Source organism: Methyloparacoccus sp. NF-16 (assembly GCF_056880625.1).
Genome location: NZ_CP174130.1, coordinates 2,189,558 through 2,211,373, shown reverse-complemented (window position 1 = coordinate 2,211,373; position 21,816 = coordinate 2,189,558). Strand labels below are relative to the sequence as shown.

Genomic DNA, 21,816 nt, shown 5'->3' with positions numbered 1-21,816 from the left:
CGCGTCGCGGCCGCTCTCCCGCCAGCTTACCGGAATGCGCCGATGATTCACGCAGGCGGCGGCCCGTTCCGGCCGACCGGCCGACCGCCCTGCCACGCCCCATACGCTTGCCACAACCTACAGGATAGTACGCATGATCCTTACCCTTCCGGGCCCCTCCGCGCTTTCGGCCTTCCGTAACCGTCGCCTGCTGGCCGAACTGCAGGCGCGGGCACCAGCGGTGACCGCCGTGTCCGCCGGCTTTGTGCACCTGGTCGAGCTGGAGCGGCCACTCACGGCCGAGGAACGCGAGCGCCTGGTCCTGATCCTCGACTATGGCCAGCCGGTAAGGCCGGGGGCGGGTGGCCAGCAGTGCCTGGTGGTGCCTCGGCTCGGCACCTTGTCGCCATGGTCGAGCAAGGCGACGGACATTGCCCGGCATTGCCGCCTGGACGCCGTCCGGCGCATCGAGCGCGGCATCCTGTATACGCTGGAGGCGGCTGGCGGGCCGCTGTCCGGGGCGACGCTGGTTGCCTTGCAGGCACTGCTGCACGACCGCATGACCCAGACCGTGCTGGATCCGGCGGAGGCGGAAGCGGTGTTTCGCCATCGGCCGCCGGCGCCGCTGGCAACCGTGCCGGTGCTCGCCGGCGGCCGTGCCGCGCTGGCATCGGCCAACCGGACGCTGGGCCTGGCGCTCTCGGACGATGAGCTCGACTACCTGACAGAGAGCTTCACCGCCCTGGGCCGCGATCCCACCGACGTCGAACTGATGATGTTCGCCCAGGCCAATTCCGAGCACTGCCGGCACAAGATCTTCAATGCCGACTGGGTGATCGACGGCGAGGTCCAGGACCGATCGCTGTTCGCCATGATCCGCAACACCAGCCGGGTATCACCCGCCGGCATCCTGTCCGCCTACAGCGACAACGCCGCCGTGGTCGAGGGACCGGCGACGCCGGTGTTCCTGCGCGATCCGGCCACGCTGGAGTATGGCTACCGCGAGGAGCCGGCCCATCTGCTGATGAAGGTGGAAACCCATAACCATCCGACCGCCATCTCGCCGTTTCCCGGCGCGGCCACCGGGTCGGGCGGCGAAATCCGCGACGAGGCGGCGACCGGCCGGGGTTCCCACACCAAGGCCGGCCTGACCGGTTTCTCGGTATCGAACCTGCGCATTCCGGGTTTCGAGCAGCCCTGGGAGCGCGATCACGGCAAGCCGGGCCGCATCGCCTCGGCCCTCGACATCATGATCGCCGGGCCCCTGGGCGGCGCGGCGTTCAACAACGAGTTCGGCCGGCCCAACATCTGCGGCTATTTCCGTACCTTCGAGCAGCCCGATCCCGCGGGGCAGGGGCTGCGCGGCTATCACAAGCCGATCATGCTGGCAGGCGGCCTGGGCAACATCCGCCCGACCCAACTGGGCAAGGACCCCGTTCCCCCGGGCGCGCCCATCGTGGTCCTGGGCGGACCGGCGATGCTGATTGGTCTCGGCGGTGGCGCAGCTTCCTCGTTGGCGTCGGGCGAGAGCGCCGAGGATCTCGACTTCGCATCGGTGCAGCGCGACAACCCGGAGATGCAGCGCCGCTGCCAGGAAGTCATCAACCGCTGCAATGCCCTGGGCGCGGATACGCCGATCCTGTCCATCCACGATGTCGGCGCCGGCGGCCTGTCGAACGCGGTGCCGGAGATCATCCACGACGCCGGCCGCGGCGGACGCTTTGAACTGCGCGAGGTGCTCAGCGACGAACCCGGCATGTCGCCGATGCAGATCTGGTGCAACGAATCGCAGGAGCGCTACGTCCTGGCGCTCAAGCCCGAGGGGCTGGCGCGGTTCGAGGCCTTCTGCGAACGCGAGCGCTGTCCCTATGCGGTGATCGGCCATGCCACGGCCGAGGAGCGGCTGTTGCTGACCGATCGCCTGCTTGGCGGGGATGCCGTCGACATCCCGATGGCGTTGCTGTTCGGCAAGCCGCCGAAGATGCTGCGCGAGGCGCGCCGCGACAGTCCGGCGCTGCCGGCCCTGTCGCTGGCCGACATCGTGCCTGCCGAGGCGGCACGGCGGGTGCTGCGCTGTCCCGCGGTGGCCGACAAGAGCTTCCTCATCCACATCGGCGATCGCTCGGTGGGCGGGCTGGTCGCCCGCGACCAGATGGTCGGTCCCTGGCAGGTGCCGGTGGCCGATGTCGGCGTGACCGCCACCGGTTTCCACGCTCATACCGGCGAGGCCATGGCCATGGGCGAGCGCACGCCGCTGGCGCTGATCGACGCGCCGGCCGCCGGCCGCATGGCCATCGGCGAGGCGCTGACCAACCTGGCCGCCGCGCGCATCGCCAGCCTGGCCGACGTCAGGCTGTCCGCCAACTGGATGGCGGCGGCCGGCGCGCCGGACGAGGATGCCCGCCTGTTCGATACCGTTCGCGCCGTCGGCCTGGAACTGTGCCCCGCGCTGGGTATCGCGATCCCGGTGGGCAAGGATTCGCTGTCCATGAAGACGGTCTGGCGCCAGGACGGCGCGGAAGTCGCCATGCGGGCGCCGCTGTCGCTCATCGTCAGCGCCTTCGCGCCGGTGACCGACATCCGCGCGACCCTGACACCGGAACTGCGGCGGGACGCCGGCGAAACGCGCCTGCTGCTGGTCGACCTCGGCGGTGGCCGCAACCGGCTGGGTGGCTCGATCCTGGCGCAGGTTCATGGACAGCTCGGCAATGTCTGCCCCGATCTCGACGATCCGGCCCGCTTCCGGGCCTTCTTCGCGACCCTCCAGGCGCTCGGCGCCGAGGGGTTGCTTCTGGCCTATCACGACCGCTCGGACGGCGGTCTGTTCGCCACGCTGTGCGAGATGGCGTTCGCCGCCCGCTGCGGGCTGGAGGTCGATCTCGCGCCCCTGGGCGAGGATACCCTGGCGGCGCTGTTCAACGAGGAACTGGGCGCCGTCCTGCAGGTGCGCGTCGCCGATCTGGCAGCGGTGTCGGATCGGCTGGCGGCGGCCGGGCTCGGCGATTGCTGTCATGTCCTCGGGGCGCCGAGGGCCGGGGGCCGCATCGTCTTCCGCTGCGGCCCGGCGGTGTATCTCGCCGGTACGCGGGCCGAGTGGCAGTCGCTCTGGTCCGAGACCAGCCATCGCCTGCAGGCTCTGCGGGACAACCCGGATTGCGCCCGCCAGGAATTCGAGGCCATCGCCGACGATGCCGATCCCGGCCTGTCGGCGGTCACGCCTTTCGACATCGCCGAGGATATCGCCGCGCCGTACCTTGCCAAGGCCCGGCCGCGCGTGGCCATCCTGCGCGAGCAGGGCGTCAACGGGCATGTGGAAATGGCCGCCGCCTTCGATCGGGCCGGCTTCCTGGCCGTGGACGTGCACATGAGCGACCTGCTCGAACGGCGGGTCACGCTGGCGCATTTCCAGGGCCTGGTGGCCTGCGGCGGATTCTCCTATGGCGATGTGCTGGGCGCCGGCGGCGGCTGGGCCAAGTCCATCCTGCTCAACCCCGGGGCCCGGGCGATGTTCGAGGCGTTCTTCCAGCGCTCCGATACCTTCGGACTGGGTGTCTGCAACGGTTGCCAGATGCTGTCGCACCTGGCCGAGCTGATTCCCGGCGCGGCCGGCTGGCCGACCTTCCGGCGCAATTTCTCCGAGCAGTTCGAGGCGCGGGTGACGATGGTGCAGGTGGAGTCCTCGCCGTCGATCCTGCTGGCCGACATGGCCGGGGCGCGGCTGCCGGTGGTCGTCGCCCATGGCGAGGGCCGCGCGGAATTCAGCGCGGCGCGCGCCGACGACACACAGGTGGCGCTGCGCTACGTCGACCATTACGGCCGCGTGACCGAGACCTTCCCGGCCAATCCCAACGGTTCGCCGGCAGGCATTACCGGCCTGACCACCCTGGATGGCCGCTACACCATCATGATGCCGCACCCGGAGCGCTGTTTCCGTGCGGTGCAGAACTCGTGGCGTTCGCCGGACTGGGGTGAGTACGGGCCCTGGATGCGCATGTTCCGCAACGCCCGGCGCTGGGTGGGCTGAGCATGCGGCGGGGAGCCATCGGGGCCTGCCTGGCCATCGGCCTGCTGGCGGGCTGCGCCAGCCAGCCGCCTGCGCCCATCACGGTGGCGTTCGACAGGGCCAGGGCCCGCAGCCAGCTGGCACCGGGCAACAACGAGATTTCCGGTATCGCCCTCCTGTGGCTGTCCAGTGGCGGCGTGGTCTCCTGCGCGGGGGAGTCCGCCACGCTCTATCCGGCCACCGCCTATGCCCGCGAGTGGGCGCGCCGGGTCTACGAGCCGGTCGAGCTCGAACGTCGCCTGGCACCGCCGGATTTCTTCTATCGCCCGGACAGCCAGGGCGCAGGCGGGCCGGCCGTCGATACCGCCTTTCTTGAGACCAGCCGCGCGGTATCCTGCGATGCGGATGGCCATTTCCACTTCGGCAGTGTCGCCGACGGCGAGTACTACCTGGTGGCGAAGATCGTCTGGCAGCCGCATCTCTGGGACGAGCACAACTTCTACTATGGCAACCGCTACCATGATCTTGCCGGCAGCGTGATGAAGAAGATCCGCGTACGGGGCGGACAGAAGGCCACCGCCAATCTCAAGTGGTCGGTGCCGAACAGTCGCTGGAATCTGTGGTGAGGGTCCCCGGCGGGGCAGGGGTAGCCGGGCTGCCGTTGCCCTCGTCGTGAGCGCGGGCCGGCTGGCGCGCTGGCGGGCGTTGTCGCGACACCGGCCGGTCCGCTGGGCGCTGGTGGCTGTGGTGATCCTGATCCTGTCGTCGCGCATGGACCGGGCCGCCCTGCTGTCCGTGCTGCGGGGCTTCGATCCCGTCCATGGCCTGACGATGCTGCTGGTCTGCGCGGCGCTGCTGGGGCTGTTCGCCTGGCGCTGGTCGCTTATCGCCCACGCCCTGGGTATCCCGGTGCGCTATGGCGTGTTTCTGCGCGGCCTGTGGCTGAGCCAGGCCATGGCCGAACTGGGGCCGCCGCTGCTGGTCGGCGAGCTGGCCCGCTTCCGTTTCCTGCGGGGGCTGGCCGAGGATGGGCGCCTCTTGCTCAGCCAGATCGTCGATCGCTGCTCCGGGCATGCCGTCCTGCTGCTGATGGCGGTGGGGTTGACGCCCTGGCTGAGGCAACGCTTCAGCCTGCCGGCGGGACCCGTTGCCGAGGTAGCGGCGCTGGGCTTGTTGCTGCTCGGCGCCATTGCCGTCGGCGGCTGGCTGGCGGCGCGGCTGTGGCCCTTTCTCGGCCGCTACGCGACGGAACTCGGCACGGTCCTGAATCCCTTGCGCCGGCCGGGCCATTTTCTCCTCTCCCTGCTGATACAGCTGCTGCTGGTCCTGAACCTGGTGCTGGCCGCCGCCGGGCTGGGACTGGCCGGATCGCTGGTCGAGGTGGCGCTGCTGGCGCCCCTGCTGCTGCTGGGTGTGAGCGTGCTGCCGGGGATGGTCTCGGACTGGGGCAAGCGCGAGGCGGCGGCCGTGATCCTGCTGGCGCCCGCCGGCCTGAGTGCCGAGCAGAGTCTGGCGGTTTCGCTGGTCTACGGCGCGGCGCATCTTCTGGTGGCGCTGCCGGGCGCCCTTTGGCTGGGGCTGGCGGGGGAAGGCCCCCAAGTAGCCCCGGACCGGCCGCCACGTTAAGATAGATGTCCCGTCCCCAATTTTTCCGGAGCCCGCCACGGGCTCTTCCAAGGTGGAATCCAGTCATGAATCAGTCCGAGGACACCGTGCCGGTTGCCCATAATCCCTACAATACCGACGATCTCCGCATCACCGAAATCAAGGAGGTCATCGCCCCGAACCAGGCCCACGACGAATTTCCCATCACCGCCGCCGCTGCCGAGGTGGTGCTCAAGGCCCGCCGCGAAATTCACCAGATCCTGAACGGCTCCGACGATCGGCTGCTGGTCATCATCGGGCCCTGCTCCATCCATGATCCCGAGGCTGCCATCGAGTATGGCAGGCGCCTGCTGGCGGTGCGGAAAGGCCTGGAGCGCGAGCTGCTCATCGTCATGCGGGTGTATTTCGAGAAGCCACGCACCACGGTGGGATGGAAGGGCCTGATCAACGATCCCGATCTCGACGAAAGCTTCAACATCAACAAGGGCCTGCGCACTGCGCGCAAATTGCTGCGCGACCTCAACGAGCTGGGCATGCCGGCGGCCACGGAGTACCTCGATGTCATCTCGCCACAGTACGTTTCCGACCTGATCGCCTGGGGTGCCATCGGTGCCCGCACCACGGAAAGCCAGGTCCATCGCGAGCTGGCATCGGGGCTGTCCTGCCCGGTGGGCTTCAAGAACGCCACCGACGGCGGCGTTCAGGTGGCCATCGACGCCATCCACGCGGCCCGGCGCCCGCATCACTTCCTGTCGCTGACCAAGGCGGGACATTCGGCCATCTTCTCCACCACCGGCAACAAGGACTGCCATGTCATCCTGCGCGGCGGCAACGACCGGCCGAACTACGACGCGGTCAGCGTTCAGCACGTGGCGGAGGCCCTGGAGAAGGCGGGACTGCCGCCCACCATCATGATCGACTTCAGCCATGCCAACAGCCTCAAGCAGTACCATCGGCAGATGCAGGTCAGCGAGGAAGTCGGCGCGCAGATCGCCGAGGGTGACCGCCGCATCTTCGGCGTGATGGTGGAGAGCCATCTCAATCCCGGCAGCCAGAAACTGGAACCGGGCAAGCCGCTGAGCCATGGGGTCAGCATCACCGATGCCTGTCTGGGCTGGGACGACAGCGAGAAACTCCTGCAACAGCTGGCCGTCGCGGTGGTCAGACGGCGGGCGCAGACCTCCTGAGCGGAATTCCGGCGGTCTCCGCGGCCGGCGCCTGATTTCCTACTAATTTGCTGTAGAATTCGGGCCTCCGGACGCAGCGGTCGCCGCCGTCCCCGAGGGTGGCTCGCCCTGTGTTCGTTAACTTCGCATTGTTCACATCAACTGTAGAGGAGATCCGTAAATGAGCGTACTGGTTGGCAAGCAAGCCCCCGATTTCAAGGCAGCCGCGGTTCTGGGCTGCGGCAGCATCGTCGACGATTACAGCTTCTCCGAACGGACCAAGGGCAAGTACGTGGCCGTGGTCTTCTATCCCCTGGATTTCACCTTTGTCTGCCCGACCGAGCTGATCGCGCTGGATCACCGTCTGGACGAACTGAAGAGCCGCGGTGTCGAGGTGCTGGCGGTTTCCGTGGACTCCCAGTTCACCCATGCCGCCTGGCGCAACACGCCGGTCGACAAGGGCGGCATCGGACCGGTGCGTTACACCATGATCGCCGACGTCAGCCATGCCATCTGCAAGGCCTATGATGTGGAGGTCGAGGGCGCTGCCGTCGCCTACCGCGGCACCTTCCTGATCGACAAGAACGGCGTGGTCCGCCACCAGGTGGTCAACGACCTGCCGCTGGGCCGCAACATGGACGAACTGATCCGCATGGTCGATGCCCTGCAGTTCTTCGAGGCGCATGGCGAGGTTTGCCCCGCCGGCTGGAACAAGGGGCAGAAGGGCATGAACGCCAATGCCGAGGGTGTCGCCAGCTACCTGGCCGAGAACGCCGGCAAGCTGTAAGCGAAGTCGATAGATGGGCGCCCGGCATCGTCGGGCGCCTGCACGCAGGGGCCGGTCGTCAGGACGACCGGCCCCTTTGCGTATTGCGGGGGAAAACGTTCAGTTCGATTCCGGCGTCGAGGTTCGTCGCAACACCAGGAAGTAGACCAGTACCGCCACGGCTGCGCCGACGAAGACCGAGGAGAATCCCAGCAGGGAGGCCATGCCGGTCGCGTTCTGCGCATGCAGCTGATTCATCATCGGCTTGGCTACCAGCAGGCTCCAGAGGAAGTTCGGGACGTAGTAGGCGATGGCGCCGCCGGCCGCCCACTGGAAACCCGGCAGGTGACGGGCCTCGGCGGTGCGGTAGTACCAGAGGGCGATGAGGATCGCGAGAATGCCGCCAATCATGTTGTTACCTCGTTGTTATCGTTTTTGGACAAGGGCACACACAGGACCGGTGAGCCCGGCACAGTGACCCGATGGCGATGCGTTGGTTCAGTCTGCCTGCCCGTGTCGGGCGTGGTTGCGGCGCTGCCAATAGCGGTAGAAGGGCAATCCGGCTCCCAGCAGCAGCAGTCCCATCAGGCTTTCCCAGGGTCGCCGGGCGACGATGCTAATACAGAACAGCAGCGCCACGAAACTGAATGTCAGCGGCACCCAGGGATAGCCGAAGGTCAGGTAGGGTCGGGGCAATTCCGGATGTCTGCGGCGCAGGGCGATCACCGCCAGCGAGGTCAGGCCATAGAAGCCCCAGGCACCGAGCAGGGCGTAGTCCAGCACCCGCTCGAAGGCCGCCTTGTCGTGGGCCAGCGCCACGATCAGCAGGGAGGCCAGACACCCTTGCAGTATCAGGGCCCGCCGCGGCGTCCGGTGAAGGGGGTCGATGGCCGACAGGCTGCGGAAGAACAGGCCGTCGCGGGCCATGGCGAAGAAGACGCGCGCGCCCGAGAGGATGGAGCCGTTGAGGGCCGCCAGGGTGGAAACTACGGCGGCCAGTGTCAGGGCCTGTCCGCCGGCCTGGCCGAGCAGTCGTGTTGCCACATCCTGCGCCACCCGCTGCGAGTGCTGGACCTCCGGGAAGTGCAGGACGTAGAAATAGGCCAGGTTGGCCAGCATGTAGACCGTGGCGACGCCCAGAATCCCGACCAGCAGTACCCGGGGAATGGTTCGGTGCGGGTCGCGGATTTCCCCGCCGACCAGGGTCAGGTTGTGCCAGCCGTCGTAGGCCCACAGCGCCGCGGCCAGGGCCGCCCCGTAGGCGGCGAGCCTGTCCGGCAGGTCGCGTGCCGGCATGGCCGGGGCAGGGTCGGAAAAATGTGTCCAGTTTCCCTGGCCGCTGCCGAAGGCGAGCATCACCAGCCCGAGGATCGCGCCGATCTTCAGCGTTGTCAGCACGCCTTGCAGGGTGCCGCCCCGGGCCACGCCGAACAGGTTCGCCATGGTCAGCAGGGCGATGCAGCCTATCGCCACCACCTGCTGGCCGGAGAGCCGCAACAGCCCCCAGTGCAGCCAATCGGCCTCCAGTCCCGGCAGGAGGTAGCCGATGAACAGGCTGGCGGCGATGCCGATGGCGGCGATGGAGCCGGTCTTGCCAATGACGATCTGCTGCCAGCCATAGAGAAATCCCCACACCGGGCCGTAGGCCCTGCGCAGGAAGGCGTATTCGCCGCCGGCCTCGGGCAGGCTGGAGCCCAGTTCCGCGTAGCTCAGGGCGCCGCACAGCGAAAGCAGGGCGCCGAACAGCCAGACTGCGAAGACGCCCGCGACCGTGCCGGTTTCCCGCGCCATGGTGGATGGCACCAGGAAAATGCCGGTGCCGATGACCGTGCCGGCCAGAATCGCACCGGCACTGAAGGGACCGAGCGCACGCTGAAGCTCCGGGTGGAGCGGAGGACGGATCGGGGTGGGCACGGAATCTCCGGGGTTGGGTGCAGGTGAAACGGCAGAGTCTACCCGGATGCGCGCCGGCGTCCCGGGCCTTTGCGAAGGCACGTATCGGGCATTGCCGGCGTTAGGGTTGATAAGACCCAGATTGAATCGCAAGTTGTTGTCATTTACAGTGGCATATCCTTACGTTTTCCAGATTCCCTTTCCGACCCCGATCATGCGAATGTTGAAATTCCGCGTTTGCTGGCTGCTGGCAAGCCTGGTCTTGTGGCAGGGCACGGCCCGTGCCGAGGTGTTCTACAGCAAGGAGGAAGCCTTTGAGCTGGCTTTCGGCGTAGGCGCCCAGATCGAAAACCTGCCGGTGTTCCTCACCGACGAGCAGCAGGCTGCCATCGAGAAACTGGCCCGCGTCAAGGTTGACAGCCAGCTCTACACCTTCTACGAGGGCCGCCGGAACGGCCAGTTGCTCGGCTATGCGGCGATCGAGTCGCACAAGGTGCGCACGCAGCCGGAAACCATGCTGATCGTGCTGTCGCCCAAGGGTGAGCTGGCCAGGTCCGAGATCCTGGCCTTTCACGAGCCACCGGAATACAAGCCGCCGACAACCTGGTTCGGGACACTGCTGCACAAGCCGATCGCGGAGCTGCGGCTGGACCAGGGCGTGGACGGTATCAGTGGCGCAACCCTGAGCGTCCGGGCTTCGCTGGACGGCATCCGCAAGGCCATGGCGGTCTACCAGATTGCCGTGGCGGGAGCGGCCAACTGATGCGCTACTTCGTGACCGGCGAGCAGAACCGGCAGCTGCTGCTCAATACCGTGGTCCTGCTGTTCATGGTCTACATGCTCGTGCTGTGGATCAGCATCGGTCTCATGTATTTCCACAAGATGAATCTTACGGCCGATTCGGTGGTGGCGTACTACCTTGGCTCCGAGGCCAACTTCACCGAGCCGCGCAGCTACCAGAGCCTGCTGGAGGTTTCGCACGCGCATCTGTTTTCGATGGGCATGCTGGCGGTGACGCTGACCCATCTGCTGCTGTTCGCCCAGCTGCCGGTCCTGCTGAAGATCGGGCTCAGCCTCGCGGTCTACCTTGCCGCCATCGGCGACGAGGCGGCCGGTTGGCTGGTGCGGTTCGTCCACCCGGGTTTTGCCTACCTCAAGATCGCCATGTTCGTGATGCTGGAGCTGAGTCTGGGTTCCCTGATCGTCCTGGTGGCCTGGTCGCTCTGGCGGCAGCGGCATGAGATGCGGCTGGCGAGCGTCCGCAAGCGGGCGCATCACGCCCAAGCCAAGCACGCCGACGCCGCCAAGGGGCGTTCGCGCGCGCCGCGGCCCAGCGCTACCAGAGCCTGAGCCGCTCGACCTGATAGCCGCCTTCGGGAATTTCCGGCTTCTTGAGGGCGCTGGTCACGGTCTGTACCCGTTCCAGCTCCAGGGTCCGCGGAGGGTGACCCTTGAGCTCCCTGACGGCCACGGGAACGCCGCTCAGGCGCTCCAGATCCTGGCGGCCGAGCGCCAGTCCGAAGCGTGCGGCGATTGCCTGCGCCTGACCGGCAAGCCGCTGGCTCAGGCGGCTCAGGGCCGCCAGGGTCTGCGTGTCGTCAGCGTTCAGGTTCAGCGCCTCCGGCGTCGCCAGGCAGAGGTCCAGCCCGGTCGTCTTGCCGCTGCTGAGCCGCAGCAAATGGCAGGGAATGCCCGCCACGGCCTTCGGCTTGTCGGCGGATTTCAGCTGCGTGTGCTCCAGTTCCTTGCGGGCGATGTCGAAGGCATCCAGGGGGAAGTCACCCAGCATCCCGGCCCACTTTTTCCTCTGCTCCGGGCTGAGTCGCTGGATCTGGCCACTCATGCCGCGCAGCAGGGGAGCGATATCCTCCAGGTAGCCCGCCAGCTTGCCGACACTGGCGGCGTCGATCGGTGTGATGCGCTGGCGGCGGTGGTCGATCAGGGCCAGCTGCTCCCGCTGGCGGTCATAGACGGTCTCCAGCTGCGGGTCACCGCCCAGGCCCGTGATCCAGAGCATGCCATCCTGTATGCTGACAGTCTGTATCGCCGTCTGTCCGTCGTGCTGCCAGCGATAGGTCAGGACGGCATTGGCCCCGGCGTCAGGCGTCAACAGGGCCAGCGCCGCCAACAGGGTTGCCATCGGTCGAATGTTCATGATCCATCCCGCTATGAAAGGCCCCGATATCTCCCGTGCCGGCTGCCTGCGCAGCGTCGCTTAGCGGTCGGTGAGCCATGAGTCGTCATCATCACCATCACCCGGCGACTTCCAGCCACGCGCCGGGTACCCGCAGCCGGCTGCTGATCGCCCTCGTCGTGACGCTGGGCTTCGTGGTCATCGAGGCGGTGGCAGGCATTGCCGCCCACAGTCTGGCACTGTTGACCGATGCGGTCCACAACCTCACCGACGTCGCGGCCCTGGCCCTCTCCTGGCATGCCCTGAACCTGGCCGGACGACCGGCGCACGCCGGCAAGACCTTCGGCTATCACCGGGTGGGGATTCTCGCGGCGCTGGTGAATTCCACCACCCTGGCCTTCATTGCCGCCGGCATCTGCTACGAGGCCTGGTCGCGTTTCCAGGCCCCGGTGGCGGCGGTGGACGCGAACATTCTCATGAGTGTCGGCACGGCCGCGTTGCTGGTCAACGGGCTCACGGCCTGGCTGGTCAGCCATGGCGCCGAGCATGATCTCAATCTGCGCAGCGCCTTCCTGCACCTGCTCGGTGATGTGCTGTCGACGCTGGGTGCGATCCTGGCCGGCATCGGCATCTACCTGACCGGCCTGGACTGGCTGGACCCGCTCGCCAGCGTCCTGATCGCCGGCCTGATCCTCTGGAATGCCTGGCTGATCGTGCGCGAAACCGTCGATATCCTGCTCGAGAGTACACCGCGCGATATCGAGATGAGCACGCTGGTCCGCGACCTGATGCAGGTCGATGGCGTTCGCGGCGTGCATGACCTGCATGTCTGGAGCCTGTCGCGCAGCCTGCGTTTCCTCTCCGCGCATGTGCTGGTGGACGACATGCCGGTGAGTGCCGCCACGCATCTCGGCGACCGGCTGGCGGCGCTGGTGGCGCACGATTTCGGCATCAACCACGCGACCTTCCAGTTCGAATCCTCGGAGCGCTGTCCCGACGCGCTCTACTGCGATGCGGCCCGTCCCCGTCATGACGGAGCGTCGCATCCGCATTAGGCAGCCAAGGTCGCTCCGCGGCGGCGAGCCATCCGGGGCGGGACGCTGCTGCAGCGGGCCGACCTTTCGGGAAAGGCCCGCGTTTCCGGCGACCCCTATTTTTGTCAGTGTCTGGTCTGCAAGGTGAGCTGTGTGATGCCGGCCTGCTGGGCGATGGCGAGGATGGCGGCGGCCTGGCCGTAGCGGACCTGCTCATCGATCTCGAACTGCACGGTCAGGTCCGGCTGGTCGGCCTTGCGCTGGCGGAGCCGGTCCGCCAGGGCGGCGCTGTCGAGTTTTTCCCGGTCCAGGTACAGCTGGCCGGTGCTGTCCAGGCTCACCAGTGTCACCGGCCGCGGCGGTGGCGGTGCCGCCGCCACCGTCTTCGGCAGGTTCACCCCCACCGACTGGGTCAGCAGCGGCGCCGTGACGATGAACACCACCAGCAACACCAGCATCACATCCACCAGCGGCGTCACGTTGATCTCGCTCAGGGCCGCCTGCTCCTCGCGCGGGGAACCGAACGCCATCTCAGGACTCCGCCGGCAGGGCAAAGCCCGTCTTCACGGCCAGATGCAGGAAATCGGTCGCGAAATCCTCCAGCTCCGCCTCGGTCAGCTTCACCTGCCGCAGGAAATAGTTGTACGCCAGCACTGCCGGGATGGCCGAGGCGATGCCGATCGCCGTTGCGATCAGCGCCTCCCCGATCGGCCCCGCCACCACCTCAAGGCTCGCCGAACCGGTCCGGCTGATGTCCTCCAGCGCATGCATGATGCCCCACACCGTCCCGAACAGACCGATGAACGGCGCCGTGCTGCCGATGCTCGCCAGCATCGTCAGCCCCTGCTCCACCCGGTGCCGCTCCTGCTGGATGCGCTGGCGCAGGCAGCGCTCCAGGATATCCTGGCGATCGCCGCTGGACGCCAGACTGGGCGCCGTTCCCGGGGGCGACGCCTGCAGCACCTCGAAGCCCGCCTTGGCGATCCGCGCCAGAGGGCCCGGCAAGCCCCCCAGCGCCGCTGCCGCCCCCAGGCTCGGCGCCCGCCAGAACGCCTGGCTGTAGGCCCGGTTATGGCCCCGCAGCCGCCACTGCTCGAACGCCTTCAGAAAGATCAGCGCCCACACCAGCACCGAAAAGCCGATCAACACCCACAACGTCAGATTGACGATGGGACTCTTGGCAAACTCCATCATGACAAACACACCTCCCACAACGACCGGGCGCCCTACGGCGCCTCCAGCAGATTGAAATTGATCGGCACATTGACCCAACTGTCGACCGCCTGACCGCCCCGTTTTGCCGGCACGAAATGCCACTGGCGTACCGCCTCCAGCGCCGCCTCGTCCAGCACCTCATGGCCGCTGCCGGCCGCCACGCTCACCGCCGCCACCGCCCCGCTGGCCAGCACCTGCACCCGCAGCAACACCTTGCCCTCCCACTGCCGGCGCTTGGCCAGCGGCGGATAGACCGGCTTCGGATTGTGCAGATAGGCCGCATGGGCCCGGGCACTCTCGAACGCCCCGCCGGCAGGGCCAGCGGCCGGCGCGCGGGGCGCCGCCGGAGCGGTCGACGCCGCCCCCGGTGGCGCGTGGCTGGCCGGTGCCCGTGCCGGCGCTGCCGGTGCGGCACTGGTGGCCGGTTCCGGCGCCGGCAATCGCCGCGGCACGGGCCGCGCGGGGGCTGCGGCATTCGGATCTGGTTCCGGCGCCACGCGCGGGCGTGGCTTGGGCGGGACCGGCGGCTTGATCACCTTTGGCGGAGCGGGCCTGGCCGGTGGCGCCGCGGGCGGAGTGACCGGCCTGGGTATCACCGGGGGTGCCGGCGGCGCCGGTGCGGCCGGGCCGGGTGCTGCGGCTGGCTGGGAGGCGGGTACCAGGGTCACCGTCACCGGTGGCCGGGGGACGGGCAGGGTCTCCGGCGGCTGTTGCAGCCAGTGGCGCCCCTGCCAGGCCAGCAGGTGAAGCAGGATCGACAGCAGAATGACCAAGCCATACCGGCATCGGGCGCCCAGCCACCGGGTTTGCGCACCGGCCGGGCGCGCGCCGATCACGGGTGTTGACGGGGACGTGTGCACCGGCGATCAGTCCATGCGCGAAAAAGCGCTCGAACGCCCGGGGATCGGGACCACCCGGGAATCCGGGGGATGCTGCGGGGCGAGGATGTTCACGGGTGGAATGGACGGTAATCCTGCCGGCTGCGGGGCTCGGTGGGGCGTGGCGGCGCCGCTCGAATGCGGCGATCGGGGCGCGAGGCCTGCCCATGGCGGACAAAACCTCAACCGCGTGATTCTATAACAGAACGGATCGCGGTTCCCTCCCGGGGTCCGCCACCGGCCGTGCCGGGGGTTGCACCAGTGCGGGCAGGCGAGGACGGACGGCTGTCATTCCGGATCCCAGGCCGGCCGGCCCATGCTGTTGGGGTTGGTGATGCCCCAATACCCCCAATTGCCCCAGGGGCCGGAGGGCGCCCAGCCGGCCTGCTGGTTCTCGGCGATTTCATGCGTGATCATGGCCCGGTTGGACTGCGCCAGCTCCGCACCAAGCTGTTGCAGCTTTTCGAATTCCACTTCCCGGCCCACGTACAGGCAGCTGCACACATCGGGGTCCGGATAGATATAGTAGACATTGTCCGGGCGGGGGATGCGGGTTACCCGCTCGGGTGGCAGGCTGTTGAGCATTTTTTGGCGCTCCTGGGTATCCGCCAGCATGATCTTGAAGCCGGCTGCCTTCAGCTGGTCTTCCATCGACCGGGTACTGGATTCGCGGATGTCGTGCTTGACCGCCTCGCAGGCGGTCAGGGCGCCCAGCAGGGCCAGGCAGGCAAGCGTGCGGAATGATCGACTCATGGGCGTCCTTGTGCTGGGGGAAAGCACCCACATTAGCAGCAGAGCCCTTGTCCGGCCATACGGTGCCGCGACAGGCCGGCATGTCACCGGCCTAAGTGATGGAATTTTTGACAGATATTCGGCTTAGTCGCTATTATTCACCGCTTATGTCTGACCGTTTGCCGGCTGTCTTCGATCCAGCGAGCTTTGCCGACAAGCGCCGGCATCTGGTAGGCGATGTGCCGCTCGACAGCCTAGACCGGCTGGCGGATCTGCTGCTGGACAAGACCGGCGATGCCCATCTGGATCTGCAGTTTGGCCGTTCGGGTCGGCTCGCCTGGATCAGCGGGCGGGTTCGCAGCGATCTGGTGTTGCAGTGTCAGTTCTGTCTGTGGCCGGTCCCCTGGCCGGTCGACAGCGCGCTGCACCTCGGCGTGGTGACCTCCGTGGACGAGGCCCTGCGATTGCCTGACTCGATGGAAGCGCTGATTGTCGGCGCGGGCGAGGAAGTGTCGCTGGCCGATATCGTGCAGGATGAACTGCTGCTGGCGATCCCGACCATACCCAGGCATGCCGACTGCCGCGCGAGTGGCTCCGGCATCCCGGCTCAGACCTCAAGACCCAACCCTTTCGCCGAGCTGGCCCGGCTCAAGAAAGATCTTTCCTCTCAGGAGTAAAACATGGCCGTTCAACAAAACCGCAAGACCCGTTCCAAGCGCGACATGCGCCGCTCGCACGATGCCCTGAGCGCTCCGGCGCTGTCCATCGAGCCCACCACCGGCGAGACGCATCGCCGTCACCATGTCAGTGCCGACGGCTATTACCGCGGCCGCAAGGTTGTCGCCAGCAAGGTCGAGGAAACCGCTGAAGAGTAATCCCGGCGTGTCCGGCGGGGGCATCCTCGCCATGCGTTCCGGCTCCCTCATGATTCATTGCTTCTCTCTATGTCGCGCAAGCTGACGATCGCGCTCGATGCCATGGGTGGCGACCATGGGCCCGATGTTATCGTGCCGGCGGCTCTCGATTGCGCGGCCCGCTATCCTGATCTCCACCTGTTGCTGGTGGGCGACGAGGGACGCCTGAGGCAGGCCCTCAAGGGCGGCAGTGCCGCGCTGGACGGCCGCGTCAGCATCCATCACGCCTCCCAGATGGTGGAGATGCACGAGCTTCCCTCCAAGGCGCTGCGGGGCAAGAAGGATTCCTCCATGCGCGTCGCCATCGATCTGGTCAAGCAGGGCCAGGCTGATGCCTGCGTCAGTGCCGGCAATACCGGCGCCCTGATGGCGATCGCCAAATTCGTCCTGAAGACGATACCCGGCGTCGACCGACCGGCCATCATCGCCATGATGCCGTCCCGGACCGGACATACCCATGTCCTTGATCTGGGCGCCAATGTCGACTGTACAGCCGAGCATCTCTGCCAGTTCGCCATCATGGGCTACGAGCTGGTCAAGGCGGTCGAGGATCGCGAACATCCCCGGGTTGGCCTGCTCAACATCGGCGAGGAGGAAATCAAGGGCAACGAGCAGGTCAAGCAGGCCGCCAAGCTGCTGACCGACACCCACATCAACTTTGTCGGCTTTGTCGAAGGCAATGACATCTTTGCCGGCAACGTCGACGTGGTGGTGACCGACGGCTTTACCGGCAACGTGGCGCTGAAGGCGATCGAGGGCTTCGCCAAGCTGCTGGGCAACTCCCTGAAGGACGAGTTCGGCCGCAATCTCTTCAGCAAGCTGCTCGGGCTGCTGGCGCTGCCGGTTCTCCGGGCTTTCCGCAGGCGCTTCGACCCGCGGCGCTACAACGGCGCCAGCCTGGTCGGCCTGCGCGGCATCGTGGTCAAAAGTCATGGCAATGCCGACCGGGTGGCCATTGCCAATGCCATCCGGGTGGCCATGCTCGAAGTCGAGAAGGGCGTGCCCGACCGCATCGGCGAACGGGTGGCCGAAGTCTTTGCCGCGAGGAAGATCGCGTGAGCCGCTACGCCACACTGCTCGGAACCGGCGGTTACCTGCCGGAAAACATTCTCACCAACGAACAGATTTCCCGGACCGTCGAGACCACCGACGAGTGGATCGTCGAGCGCACCGGCATCCGCGAGCGCCGCATCGCCGCCAAGCATGAAACGGCGTCGAGCATGGCCGAAATCGCCGCCCGGCAGGCGCTGGAGGCCGCCGGGCTCGAACCCGAGCAGCTCGATCTCATCATCGTCGGTACCGGCACGCCGGACCGCGTCTTTCCCAGTACCGCCTGCCTGTTGCAGCATCGGCTGGGCATCCGCGAATGCGCCGCCTTCGACATCCAGGCAGCCTGTTCCGGGTTCATCTTCGCCCTCAGCATCGCGGACCAGTACATCCGCGCCGGCAGCGCCAGCCACGTGCTGGTCGTCGGCAGCGAGATGAACTCGCGCCTGGTCGACTGGACCGATCGCTCCACTTGCGTGCTGTTCGGCGATGGCGCCGGGGCGGTGGTGCTGGGCGCGGCCGACGAACCGGGGCTGATGAGCACGCACATCCATTCCGACGGCCAGTATCAGGATCTGCTGTATGTGCCCAACTTGGCGGCCAATCACCCGGAAGAGGAAACGGCGTCCCGCTATCTGAAGATGCAGGGCAACGAGGTCTTCAAGGTGGCGGTCAACACGCTGGGCCGCATCGTCGACGAGACGCTGGAGGAGAATGGGCTGGAAAAGGCCGATGTCGACTGGCTGGTGCCGCATCAGGCCAACATCCGCATCATCACGGCTACCGCCAAGAAGCTGAAGATGTCGATGGATCAGGTGGTGTGCACCGTCGAGAAGCAGGGCAACACCTCCTCGGCCTCCATTCCGCTGGCCCTCAACGAGGCCATCCGCGATGGCCGCATCCGTCGCGGACAGACCGTACTGATGGAGGCCTTCGGCGGCGGCTTTGCCTGGGGCTCGGCGCTGTTGCGCTATTGACCGGCGAGACGAAAAACAACGATGGAGAGAACCGATGCGCGGCGTGGATTCAGGTCTGGCGTTTATCTTCCCGGGGCAGGGCTCCCAGTCGGTCGGCATGCTGGCCGAACTGGCCCAATCGCATGGCAGCGTCGCCGAAACCTTTGCCGAGGCCTCGGAGACCCTGGGCTACGACCTCTGGGATCTCGTCTGCAACGGCCCGGAAGAGCGGCTCAACGCCACCCGCCAGACCCAGCCGGCCATGCTGGCGGCCGGTGTCGCGGCCTGGCGGGTCTGGTGCCGGGAGACGGATGTTCGCCCCGCCCGGCTGGCGGGGCACAGTCTAGGCGAATACACCGCGCTGGTTTGTGCCGGGGCGCTGGAATTCAGGGACGGGATACGGCTGGTCGCCGAGCGGGCGCGGCTGATGCAGGAGGCCGTGCCGGAATATGTCGGTGCCATGGCCGCCGTGCTGGGGCTCGACGACGCGCAAGTGCTGACCGTGTGCGAACAGGCCAGCCATGACGGTGAACGGGTCACGGCCGCCAACTTCAATGCTCCCGGCCAGGTGGTCATTGCCGGCCACCGCGAGGCGGTTGCGCGCGCCACCGAACTGGCCAAGGCGGCCGGCGCCAAGCGGGCCGTGATACTGCCGGTCAGCGTGCCCTCGCATTGCCCGCTGATGCAGCCGGCGGCGGATGCCTTCCGTGGCATCCTCGCTGCCATTCCCCTGCGGTTGCCAGCGCTGCCGGTGATCCACAATGTCGACGTCGCGGCGCACGCCGAACCCGAGGCGATGCGCGAGGCCCTGACGCAACAGCTGTGCGGCTCGGTCCGCTGGGTGGAAACCATTCGCCACATGGCGGCCCAGGGTGTCGACCGTTTCGTCGAGTGCGGGCCGGGCCGCGTGCTGGCCGGCCTCAACAAGCGCATCGTCGGCGATGCCCGCACCGAGGCGCTGTTCGATACTTCCTCTTTACTCAAGGCCAAAGGTCTCCTCGCATGAGTTCTCCCCTAGCAATCGTCACCGGCGCCAGCCGGGGTATCGGCCGTGCCATCGCCGAACGTCTCGCCGATGATGGCTTCTTTGTCGTCGGTACCGCCACCAGCGACGCGGGTGCCTCCGCCATCACCGTCTACCTGGAGGAAGCCGGTCTCGAGGGCGTCGGCCGGGTGCTGAATGTGGCGGAACCGGGGGCGATCGAAGCCTTCATCGAGGCGGTCAGCGGCGAATTCGGAACGCCCGCGGTGCTGGTCAACAACGCCGGCATCACCCGCGACAACCTGCTCATGCGCATGAAGGACGAGGAGTGGGACGATATCCTGCGCACCAACCTGACCTCCATCTTCCGGCTCAGCAAGGCCTGCATGCGCGGCATGATGAAGGCTCGCCAGGGACGGATCGTCAACATCACCTCCGTGGTGGGCGTCACCGGCAACGCCGGCCAGACCAACTATGCCGCCGCCAAGGCCGGCATCATCGGCTTCACCAAGTCGCTGGCCAAGGAGGTCGGCTCCCGGGGCATCACGGTCAATTGCGTGGCGCCGGGCTTCATCGACACGGACATGACACGGGCGCTCGCCGAGGAGCAGCGTCAGGCCCTGCTGCAGAACATTCCGCTGGCGCGGCTGGGCGCGGCGGAGGAAATTGCCGGCGCCGTGAGCTTTCTGTGTTCCCGCGATGGCAGCTATATCACCGGCGAGACCTTGCACGTGAATGGCGGCATGTATATGGCATAATGCCGGTTCATGTCATAAAGTGCCCCTGCGGATATCGTCGCGGCAGCCGGCACAAGTAAAGCCAAACAGGACGTGACCCCTGACTAGCCAGGGGCAATATCAACCACCCATACAATCAAACCAGACGTAACGACTGAGGATTCACCATGAGCGATGTAGCAGAGCGCGTAAAGAAGATCGTAGCCGAACAATTGGGCGTAAAGGAGGAAGTCACCAACGAAGCGTCCTTTGTCGACGATCTCGGCGCCGATTCACTGGATACGGTCGAACTGGTCATGGCGCTCGAAGAGGAGTTCGAGTGCGAGATTCCGGACGAGGACGCCGAGAAGATCACCACAGTCCAGCAGGCTATCGACTACATCACCGCGCACGTCTGATCGCTTCGTCAGATCGGAACCCCGCGCGGCTCGGCAGCGCGGGGTTTCTTGCGTTTTGATTTCCCCTTCACCCTTTCGACCGGGACAAGGCCTTGAGTAAACGACGTGTAGTGGTCACCGGGTTCGGCGCCGTGTCCCCCGTGGGACTCACGGCGGCCGAATCTTGGGAAAACGTGCTGAACGGCAGAAGCGGCATCGGTCCGCTGGATGTCTTCGATGTGTCCGACTTTTCCACCCGTATCGGGGGAAGCGTGCGCAATTTCGACATCACCCAGTACATCAGCGACAAGGAAGCCAAGAAGATGGATGTCTTCATCCATTACGGACTTGCCGCTGGCTGCCAGGCCATCGAGCACGCCGGGTTGGCGGCGACCGAGGCCAACGCCGAGCGCATCGGTGTCGCCATCGGTGCTGGCATCGGCGGCATCACCGGTATCGAAATCGGCCACAATGCTTTCCTCAAGGGCGGTCCTCGCAGGATTTCGCCCTTCTTCGTGCCCAGCAATATCATCAACATGATTTCGGGCAACCTGTCGATCAAGTACGGCCTGAAAGGCCCCAACTTCGCCATCGTCACGGCCTGCACCACCGGTACCCACAACATCGGCGAGGCCGCCCGCGTCATCATGTACGGCGACGCCGACGTCATGGTGGCCGGCGGCGCGGAAATGGCAACCTCGCCGACCTCGCTCGGCGGCTTTGCCTCGGCCAAGGCGCTGTCGCGGCGCAACGACGACCCCCAGCGGGCCAGCCGGCCCTGGGACAGCGAGCGCGATGGCTTCGTCCTCAGCGATGGCGCCGGCGTGATGGTGCTGGAGGAGCTGGAGCATGCCCGCCGGCGCGGCGCGACGATCTATGCCGAACTGGTCGGCTTCGGCATGAGCGCCGATGCCTATCACATGACCCAGCCACCGGCGGGTGGCGAGGGTGCCGCCCGATGCATGGAGCACGCCTTGCGCGACGCGCGCCTCAATCCCGAGGATATCGACTACATCAACGCCCACGGAACCTCGACTCCCGCTGGCGACATCGCCGAGACCCAGGCGGTCAAGATGGTGCTGGGCGACCACGCCTACCGCGTCGCTGTCAGTTCCACCAAGTCGATGACCGGGCACATGCTCGGCGCGGCCGGCGGCATCGAGGCAATCTTCTCGGTGCTGGCACTGCGCGATCAGGTGGCGCCGCCGACCATCAATCTCGACCATCCCGATCCGGCCTGCGACCTGGACTACGTTCCCCATCATGCCCGCGAGATGAAATTGCAGCATGTCATGTCCAACTCGTTCGGTTTTGGCGGCACCAACGGCACGCTTATCTTCAAGCGTTTCGATTGAATCCGCCCGCGCCGGATGGCGGCCCGGCAGGCTCGCCTCCGTC

At 66.8% G+C, this 21,816-nt stretch carries 23 protein-coding genes; 16 read left to right on the top strand and 7 right to left on the bottom strand.

The features are described 5' to 3' along the window. Window positions 1–133: 133 nt before the first annotated feature. The 5 genes from purL to ACH5N8_RS10475 all read left to right on the top strand — a co-directional run bounded on the left by purL (window position 134) and on the right by ACH5N8_RS10475 (window position 7,540). Window positions 134–4,003 carry a phosphoribosylformylglycinamidine synthase gene (gene purL, locus ACH5N8_RS10495; RefSeq protein ID WP_483281264.1) on the top strand — a complete coding sequence of 1,290 codons (3,870 nt, stop codon included), beginning with the start codon at window positions 134–136 and terminating at the stop codon, window positions 4,001–4,003. A gap of 2 nt (window positions 4,004–4,005) precedes the next feature. After that, complete coding sequence (locus tag ACH5N8_RS10490; protein WP_460028101.1) at window positions 4,006–4,608, top strand: hypothetical protein; 603 nt, start codon at window positions 4,006–4,008, stop codon at window positions 4,606–4,608. A 46-nt stretch (window positions 4,609–4,654) separates the two neighbouring features. Beyond that, window positions 4,655–5,608 carry a lysylphosphatidylglycerol synthase domain-containing protein gene (locus tag ACH5N8_RS10485; RefSeq protein WP_483281263.1) on the top strand — a complete coding sequence of 318 codons (954 nt, stop codon included), beginning with the start codon at window positions 4,655–4,657 and terminating at the stop codon, window positions 5,606–5,608. 65 nt (window positions 5,609–5,673) lie between these two features. Then, on the top strand, window positions 5,674–6,774 hold the full coding sequence (aroG, locus tag ACH5N8_RS10480) for a 3-deoxy-7-phosphoheptulonate synthase AroG (RefSeq protein WP_483281262.1): 1,101 nt from the start codon (window positions 5,674–5,676) through the stop codon (window positions 6,772–6,774). Window positions 6,775–6,934: 160 nt separating this feature from the next. Continuing rightward, entirely contained in the window at window positions 6,935–7,540 is a 606-nt protein-coding gene (locus tag ACH5N8_RS10475; RefSeq protein ID WP_483281261.1) for a peroxiredoxin, read from the top strand. Between the two features lie 99 nt (window positions 7,541–7,639). On the opposite strand, the gene ACH5N8_RS10470 is transcribed toward ACH5N8_RS10475, so the two are convergent. Next, window positions 7,640–7,930, bottom strand: a complete 291-nt coding sequence (locus ACH5N8_RS10470; RefSeq protein WP_460028097.1) for a hypothetical protein — start codon at window positions 7,928–7,930, stop codon at window positions 7,640–7,642. 87 nt (window positions 7,931–8,017) lie between these two features. Beyond that, window positions 8,018–9,433, bottom strand: a complete 1,416-nt coding sequence (locus ACH5N8_RS10465) for an APC family permease (protein ID WP_483281260.1) — start codon at window positions 9,431–9,433, stop codon at window positions 8,018–8,020. Window positions 9,434–9,632: 199 nt separating this feature from the next. Between ACH5N8_RS10465 and ACH5N8_RS10460 the strand changes: the two genes are divergently transcribed. Both ACH5N8_RS10460 and ACH5N8_RS10455 read left to right on the top strand, forming a co-directional pair. After that, window positions 9,633–10,175 (top strand): FMN-binding protein, encoded by a 543-nt coding sequence (locus tag ACH5N8_RS10460; RefSeq protein ID WP_483281259.1) that lies wholly within the window; start codon window positions 9,633–9,635, stop codon window positions 10,173–10,175. Beyond that, entirely contained in the window at window positions 10,175–10,762 is a 588-nt protein-coding gene (locus ACH5N8_RS10455) for a hypothetical protein (protein WP_460028094.1), read from the top strand. Before ACH5N8_RS10460 ends, ACH5N8_RS10455 begins: the two co-directional genes overlap by 1 nt. Here ACH5N8_RS10455 and ACH5N8_RS10450 read toward each other — a convergent pair. Continuing rightward, a complete protein-coding gene (locus ACH5N8_RS10450; protein WP_483281258.1) occupies window positions 10,749–11,567 on the bottom strand; it encodes a hypothetical protein in 819 nt (272 codons plus the stop codon). The genes ACH5N8_RS10455 and ACH5N8_RS10450 overlap by 14 nt on opposite strands. 77 nt (window positions 11,568–11,644) lie before the next feature. Between ACH5N8_RS10450 and ACH5N8_RS10445 the strand changes: the two genes are divergently transcribed. Beyond that, window positions 11,645–12,601 (top strand): cation diffusion facilitator family transporter, encoded by a 957-nt coding sequence (locus ACH5N8_RS10445; protein WP_460028092.1) that lies wholly within the window; start codon window positions 11,645–11,647, stop codon window positions 12,599–12,601. A 104-nt stretch (window positions 12,602–12,705) separates the two neighbouring features. On the opposite strand, the gene ACH5N8_RS10440 is transcribed toward ACH5N8_RS10445, so the two are convergent. The 4 genes from ACH5N8_RS10440 to ACH5N8_RS10425 form a co-directional block, all read right to left on the bottom strand. Next, a complete protein-coding gene (locus ACH5N8_RS10440; protein WP_483281257.1) occupies window positions 12,706–13,110 on the bottom strand; it encodes an ExbD/TolR family protein in 405 nt (134 codons plus the stop codon). A 1-nt stretch (window position 13,111) separates the two neighbouring features. Continuing rightward, the gene (locus tag ACH5N8_RS10435) at window positions 13,112–13,774 is read right to left on the bottom strand and encodes a MotA/TolQ/ExbB proton channel family protein (RefSeq protein WP_483281256.1); all 663 of its coding nucleotides are present in this window, start codon (window positions 13,772–13,774) and stop codon (window positions 13,112–13,114) included. 32 nt (window positions 13,775–13,806) lie between these two features. Continuing rightward, entirely contained in the window at window positions 13,807–14,568 is a 762-nt protein-coding gene (locus ACH5N8_RS10430) for an energy transducer TonB (RefSeq protein ID WP_483281255.1), read from the bottom strand. A gap of 393 nt (window positions 14,569–14,961) precedes the next feature. Then, a complete protein-coding gene (locus tag ACH5N8_RS10425; RefSeq protein WP_483281254.1) occupies window positions 14,962–15,426 on the bottom strand; it encodes a hypothetical protein in 465 nt (154 codons plus the stop codon). Window positions 15,427–15,572: 146 nt separating this feature from the next. Here ACH5N8_RS10425 and ACH5N8_RS10420 point away from each other — a divergent pair, with 146 nt between their 5' ends. The 8 genes from ACH5N8_RS10420 to fabF all read left to right on the top strand — a co-directional run bounded on the left by ACH5N8_RS10420 (window position 15,573) and on the right by fabF (window position 21,773). Next, complete coding sequence (locus ACH5N8_RS10420; RefSeq protein WP_483281253.1) at window positions 15,573–16,082, top strand: YceD family protein; 510 nt, start codon at window positions 15,573–15,575, stop codon at window positions 16,080–16,082. 3 nt (window positions 16,083–16,085) lie between these two features. Further along, window positions 16,086–16,280, top strand: coding sequence for a 50S ribosomal protein L32 (gene rpmF, locus ACH5N8_RS10415; protein ID WP_460028064.1), 195 nt, complete (start codon window positions 16,086–16,088; stop codon window positions 16,278–16,280). A 69-nt stretch (window positions 16,281–16,349) separates the two neighbouring features. Next, window positions 16,350–17,378: a phosphate acyltransferase PlsX gene (plsX, locus tag ACH5N8_RS10410; RefSeq protein ID WP_460028063.1), complete on the top strand. Its 1,029-nt coding sequence runs from the start codon at window positions 16,350–16,352 to the stop codon at window positions 17,376–17,378. Further along, window positions 17,375–18,343, top strand: coding sequence for a beta-ketoacyl-ACP synthase III (locus ACH5N8_RS10405; RefSeq protein WP_460028062.1), 969 nt, complete (start codon window positions 17,375–17,377; stop codon window positions 18,341–18,343). Before plsX ends, ACH5N8_RS10405 begins: the two co-directional genes overlap by 4 nt. A 34-nt stretch (window positions 18,344–18,377) precedes the next feature. Further along, on the top strand, window positions 18,378–19,328 hold the full coding sequence (gene fabD / locus ACH5N8_RS10400; protein WP_483281252.1) for an ACP S-malonyltransferase: 951 nt from the start codon (window positions 18,378–18,380) through the stop codon (window positions 19,326–19,328). Next, window positions 19,325–20,062 carry a 3-oxoacyl-ACP reductase FabG gene (fabG, locus tag ACH5N8_RS10395; protein ID WP_483281251.1) on the top strand — a complete coding sequence of 246 codons (738 nt, stop codon included), beginning with the start codon at window positions 19,325–19,327 and terminating at the stop codon, window positions 20,060–20,062. The genes fabD and fabG overlap by 4 nt, the downstream gene beginning before the upstream one ends. 146 nt (window positions 20,063–20,208) lie before the next feature. After that, entirely contained in the window at window positions 20,209–20,439 is a 231-nt protein-coding gene (acpP, locus tag ACH5N8_RS10390; RefSeq protein ID WP_460028059.1) for an acyl carrier protein, read from the top strand. Window positions 20,440–20,531: 92 nt separating this feature from the next. Beyond that, complete coding sequence (gene fabF, locus ACH5N8_RS10385) at window positions 20,532–21,773, top strand: beta-ketoacyl-ACP synthase II (RefSeq protein ID WP_483281250.1); 1,242 nt, start codon at window positions 20,532–20,534, stop codon at window positions 21,771–21,773. Window positions 21,774–21,816: the final 43 nt, after the last annotated feature.

Bases quoted from the DNA above. Each gene is read 5' to 3' on its own strand.
- purL (WP_483281264.1), top strand. From the start codon at position 134: ATGATCCTTACCCTTCCGGGCCCCTCCGCGCTTTCGGCCTTCCGTAAC.
- ACH5N8_RS10490 (WP_460028101.1), top strand. From the start codon at position 4,006: ATGCGGCGGGGAGCCATCGGGGCCTGCCTGGCCATCGGCCTGCTGGCG.
- aroG (WP_483281262.1), top strand. From the start codon at position 5,674: ATGAATCAGTCCGAGGACACCGTGCCGGTTGCCCATAATCCCTACAAT.
- ACH5N8_RS10475 (WP_483281261.1), top strand. From the start codon at position 6,935: ATGAGCGTACTGGTTGGCAAGCAAGCCCCCGATTTCAAGGCAGCCGCG.
- ACH5N8_RS10470 (WP_460028097.1), bottom strand. From the start codon at position 7,930: ATGATTGGCGGCATTCTCGCGATCCTCATCGCCCTCTGGTACTACCGC.
- ACH5N8_RS10460 (WP_483281259.1), top strand. From the start codon at position 9,633: ATGTTGAAATTCCGCGTTTGCTGGCTGCTGGCAAGCCTGGTCTTGTGG.
- ACH5N8_RS10455 (WP_460028094.1), top strand. From the start codon at position 10,175: ATGCGCTACTTCGTGACCGGCGAGCAGAACCGGCAGCTGCTGCTCAAT.
- ACH5N8_RS10450 (WP_483281258.1), bottom strand. From the start codon at position 11,567: ATGAACATTCGACCGATGGCAACCCTGTTGGCGGCGCTGGCCCTGTTG.
- ACH5N8_RS10445 (WP_460028092.1), top strand. From the start codon at position 11,645: ATGAGTCGTCATCATCACCATCACCCGGCGACTTCCAGCCACGCGCCG.
- ACH5N8_RS10440 (WP_483281257.1), bottom strand. From the start codon at position 13,110: ATGGCGTTCGGTTCCCCGCGCGAGGAGCAGGCGGCCCTGAGCGAGATC.
- ACH5N8_RS10435 (WP_483281256.1), bottom strand. From the start codon at position 13,774: ATGATGGAGTTTGCCAAGAGTCCCATCGTCAATCTGACGTTGTGGGTG.
- ACH5N8_RS10425 (WP_483281254.1), bottom strand. From the start codon at position 15,426: ATGAGTCGATCATTCCGCACGCTTGCCTGCCTGGCCCTGCTGGGCGCC.
- ACH5N8_RS10420 (WP_483281253.1), top strand. From the start codon at position 15,573: ATGTCTGACCGTTTGCCGGCTGTCTTCGATCCAGCGAGCTTTGCCGAC.
- rpmF (WP_460028064.1), top strand. From the start codon at position 16,086: ATGGCCGTTCAACAAAACCGCAAGACCCGTTCCAAGCGCGACATGCGC.
- plsX (WP_460028063.1), top strand. From the start codon at position 16,350: ATGTCGCGCAAGCTGACGATCGCGCTCGATGCCATGGGTGGCGACCAT.
- fabD (WP_483281252.1), top strand. From the start codon at position 18,378: ATGCGCGGCGTGGATTCAGGTCTGGCGTTTATCTTCCCGGGGCAGGGC.
- fabG (WP_483281251.1), top strand. From the start codon at position 19,325: ATGAGTTCTCCCCTAGCAATCGTCACCGGCGCCAGCCGGGGTATCGGC.
- acpP (WP_460028059.1), top strand. From the start codon at position 20,209: ATGAGCGATGTAGCAGAGCGCGTAAAGAAGATCGTAGCCGAACAATTG.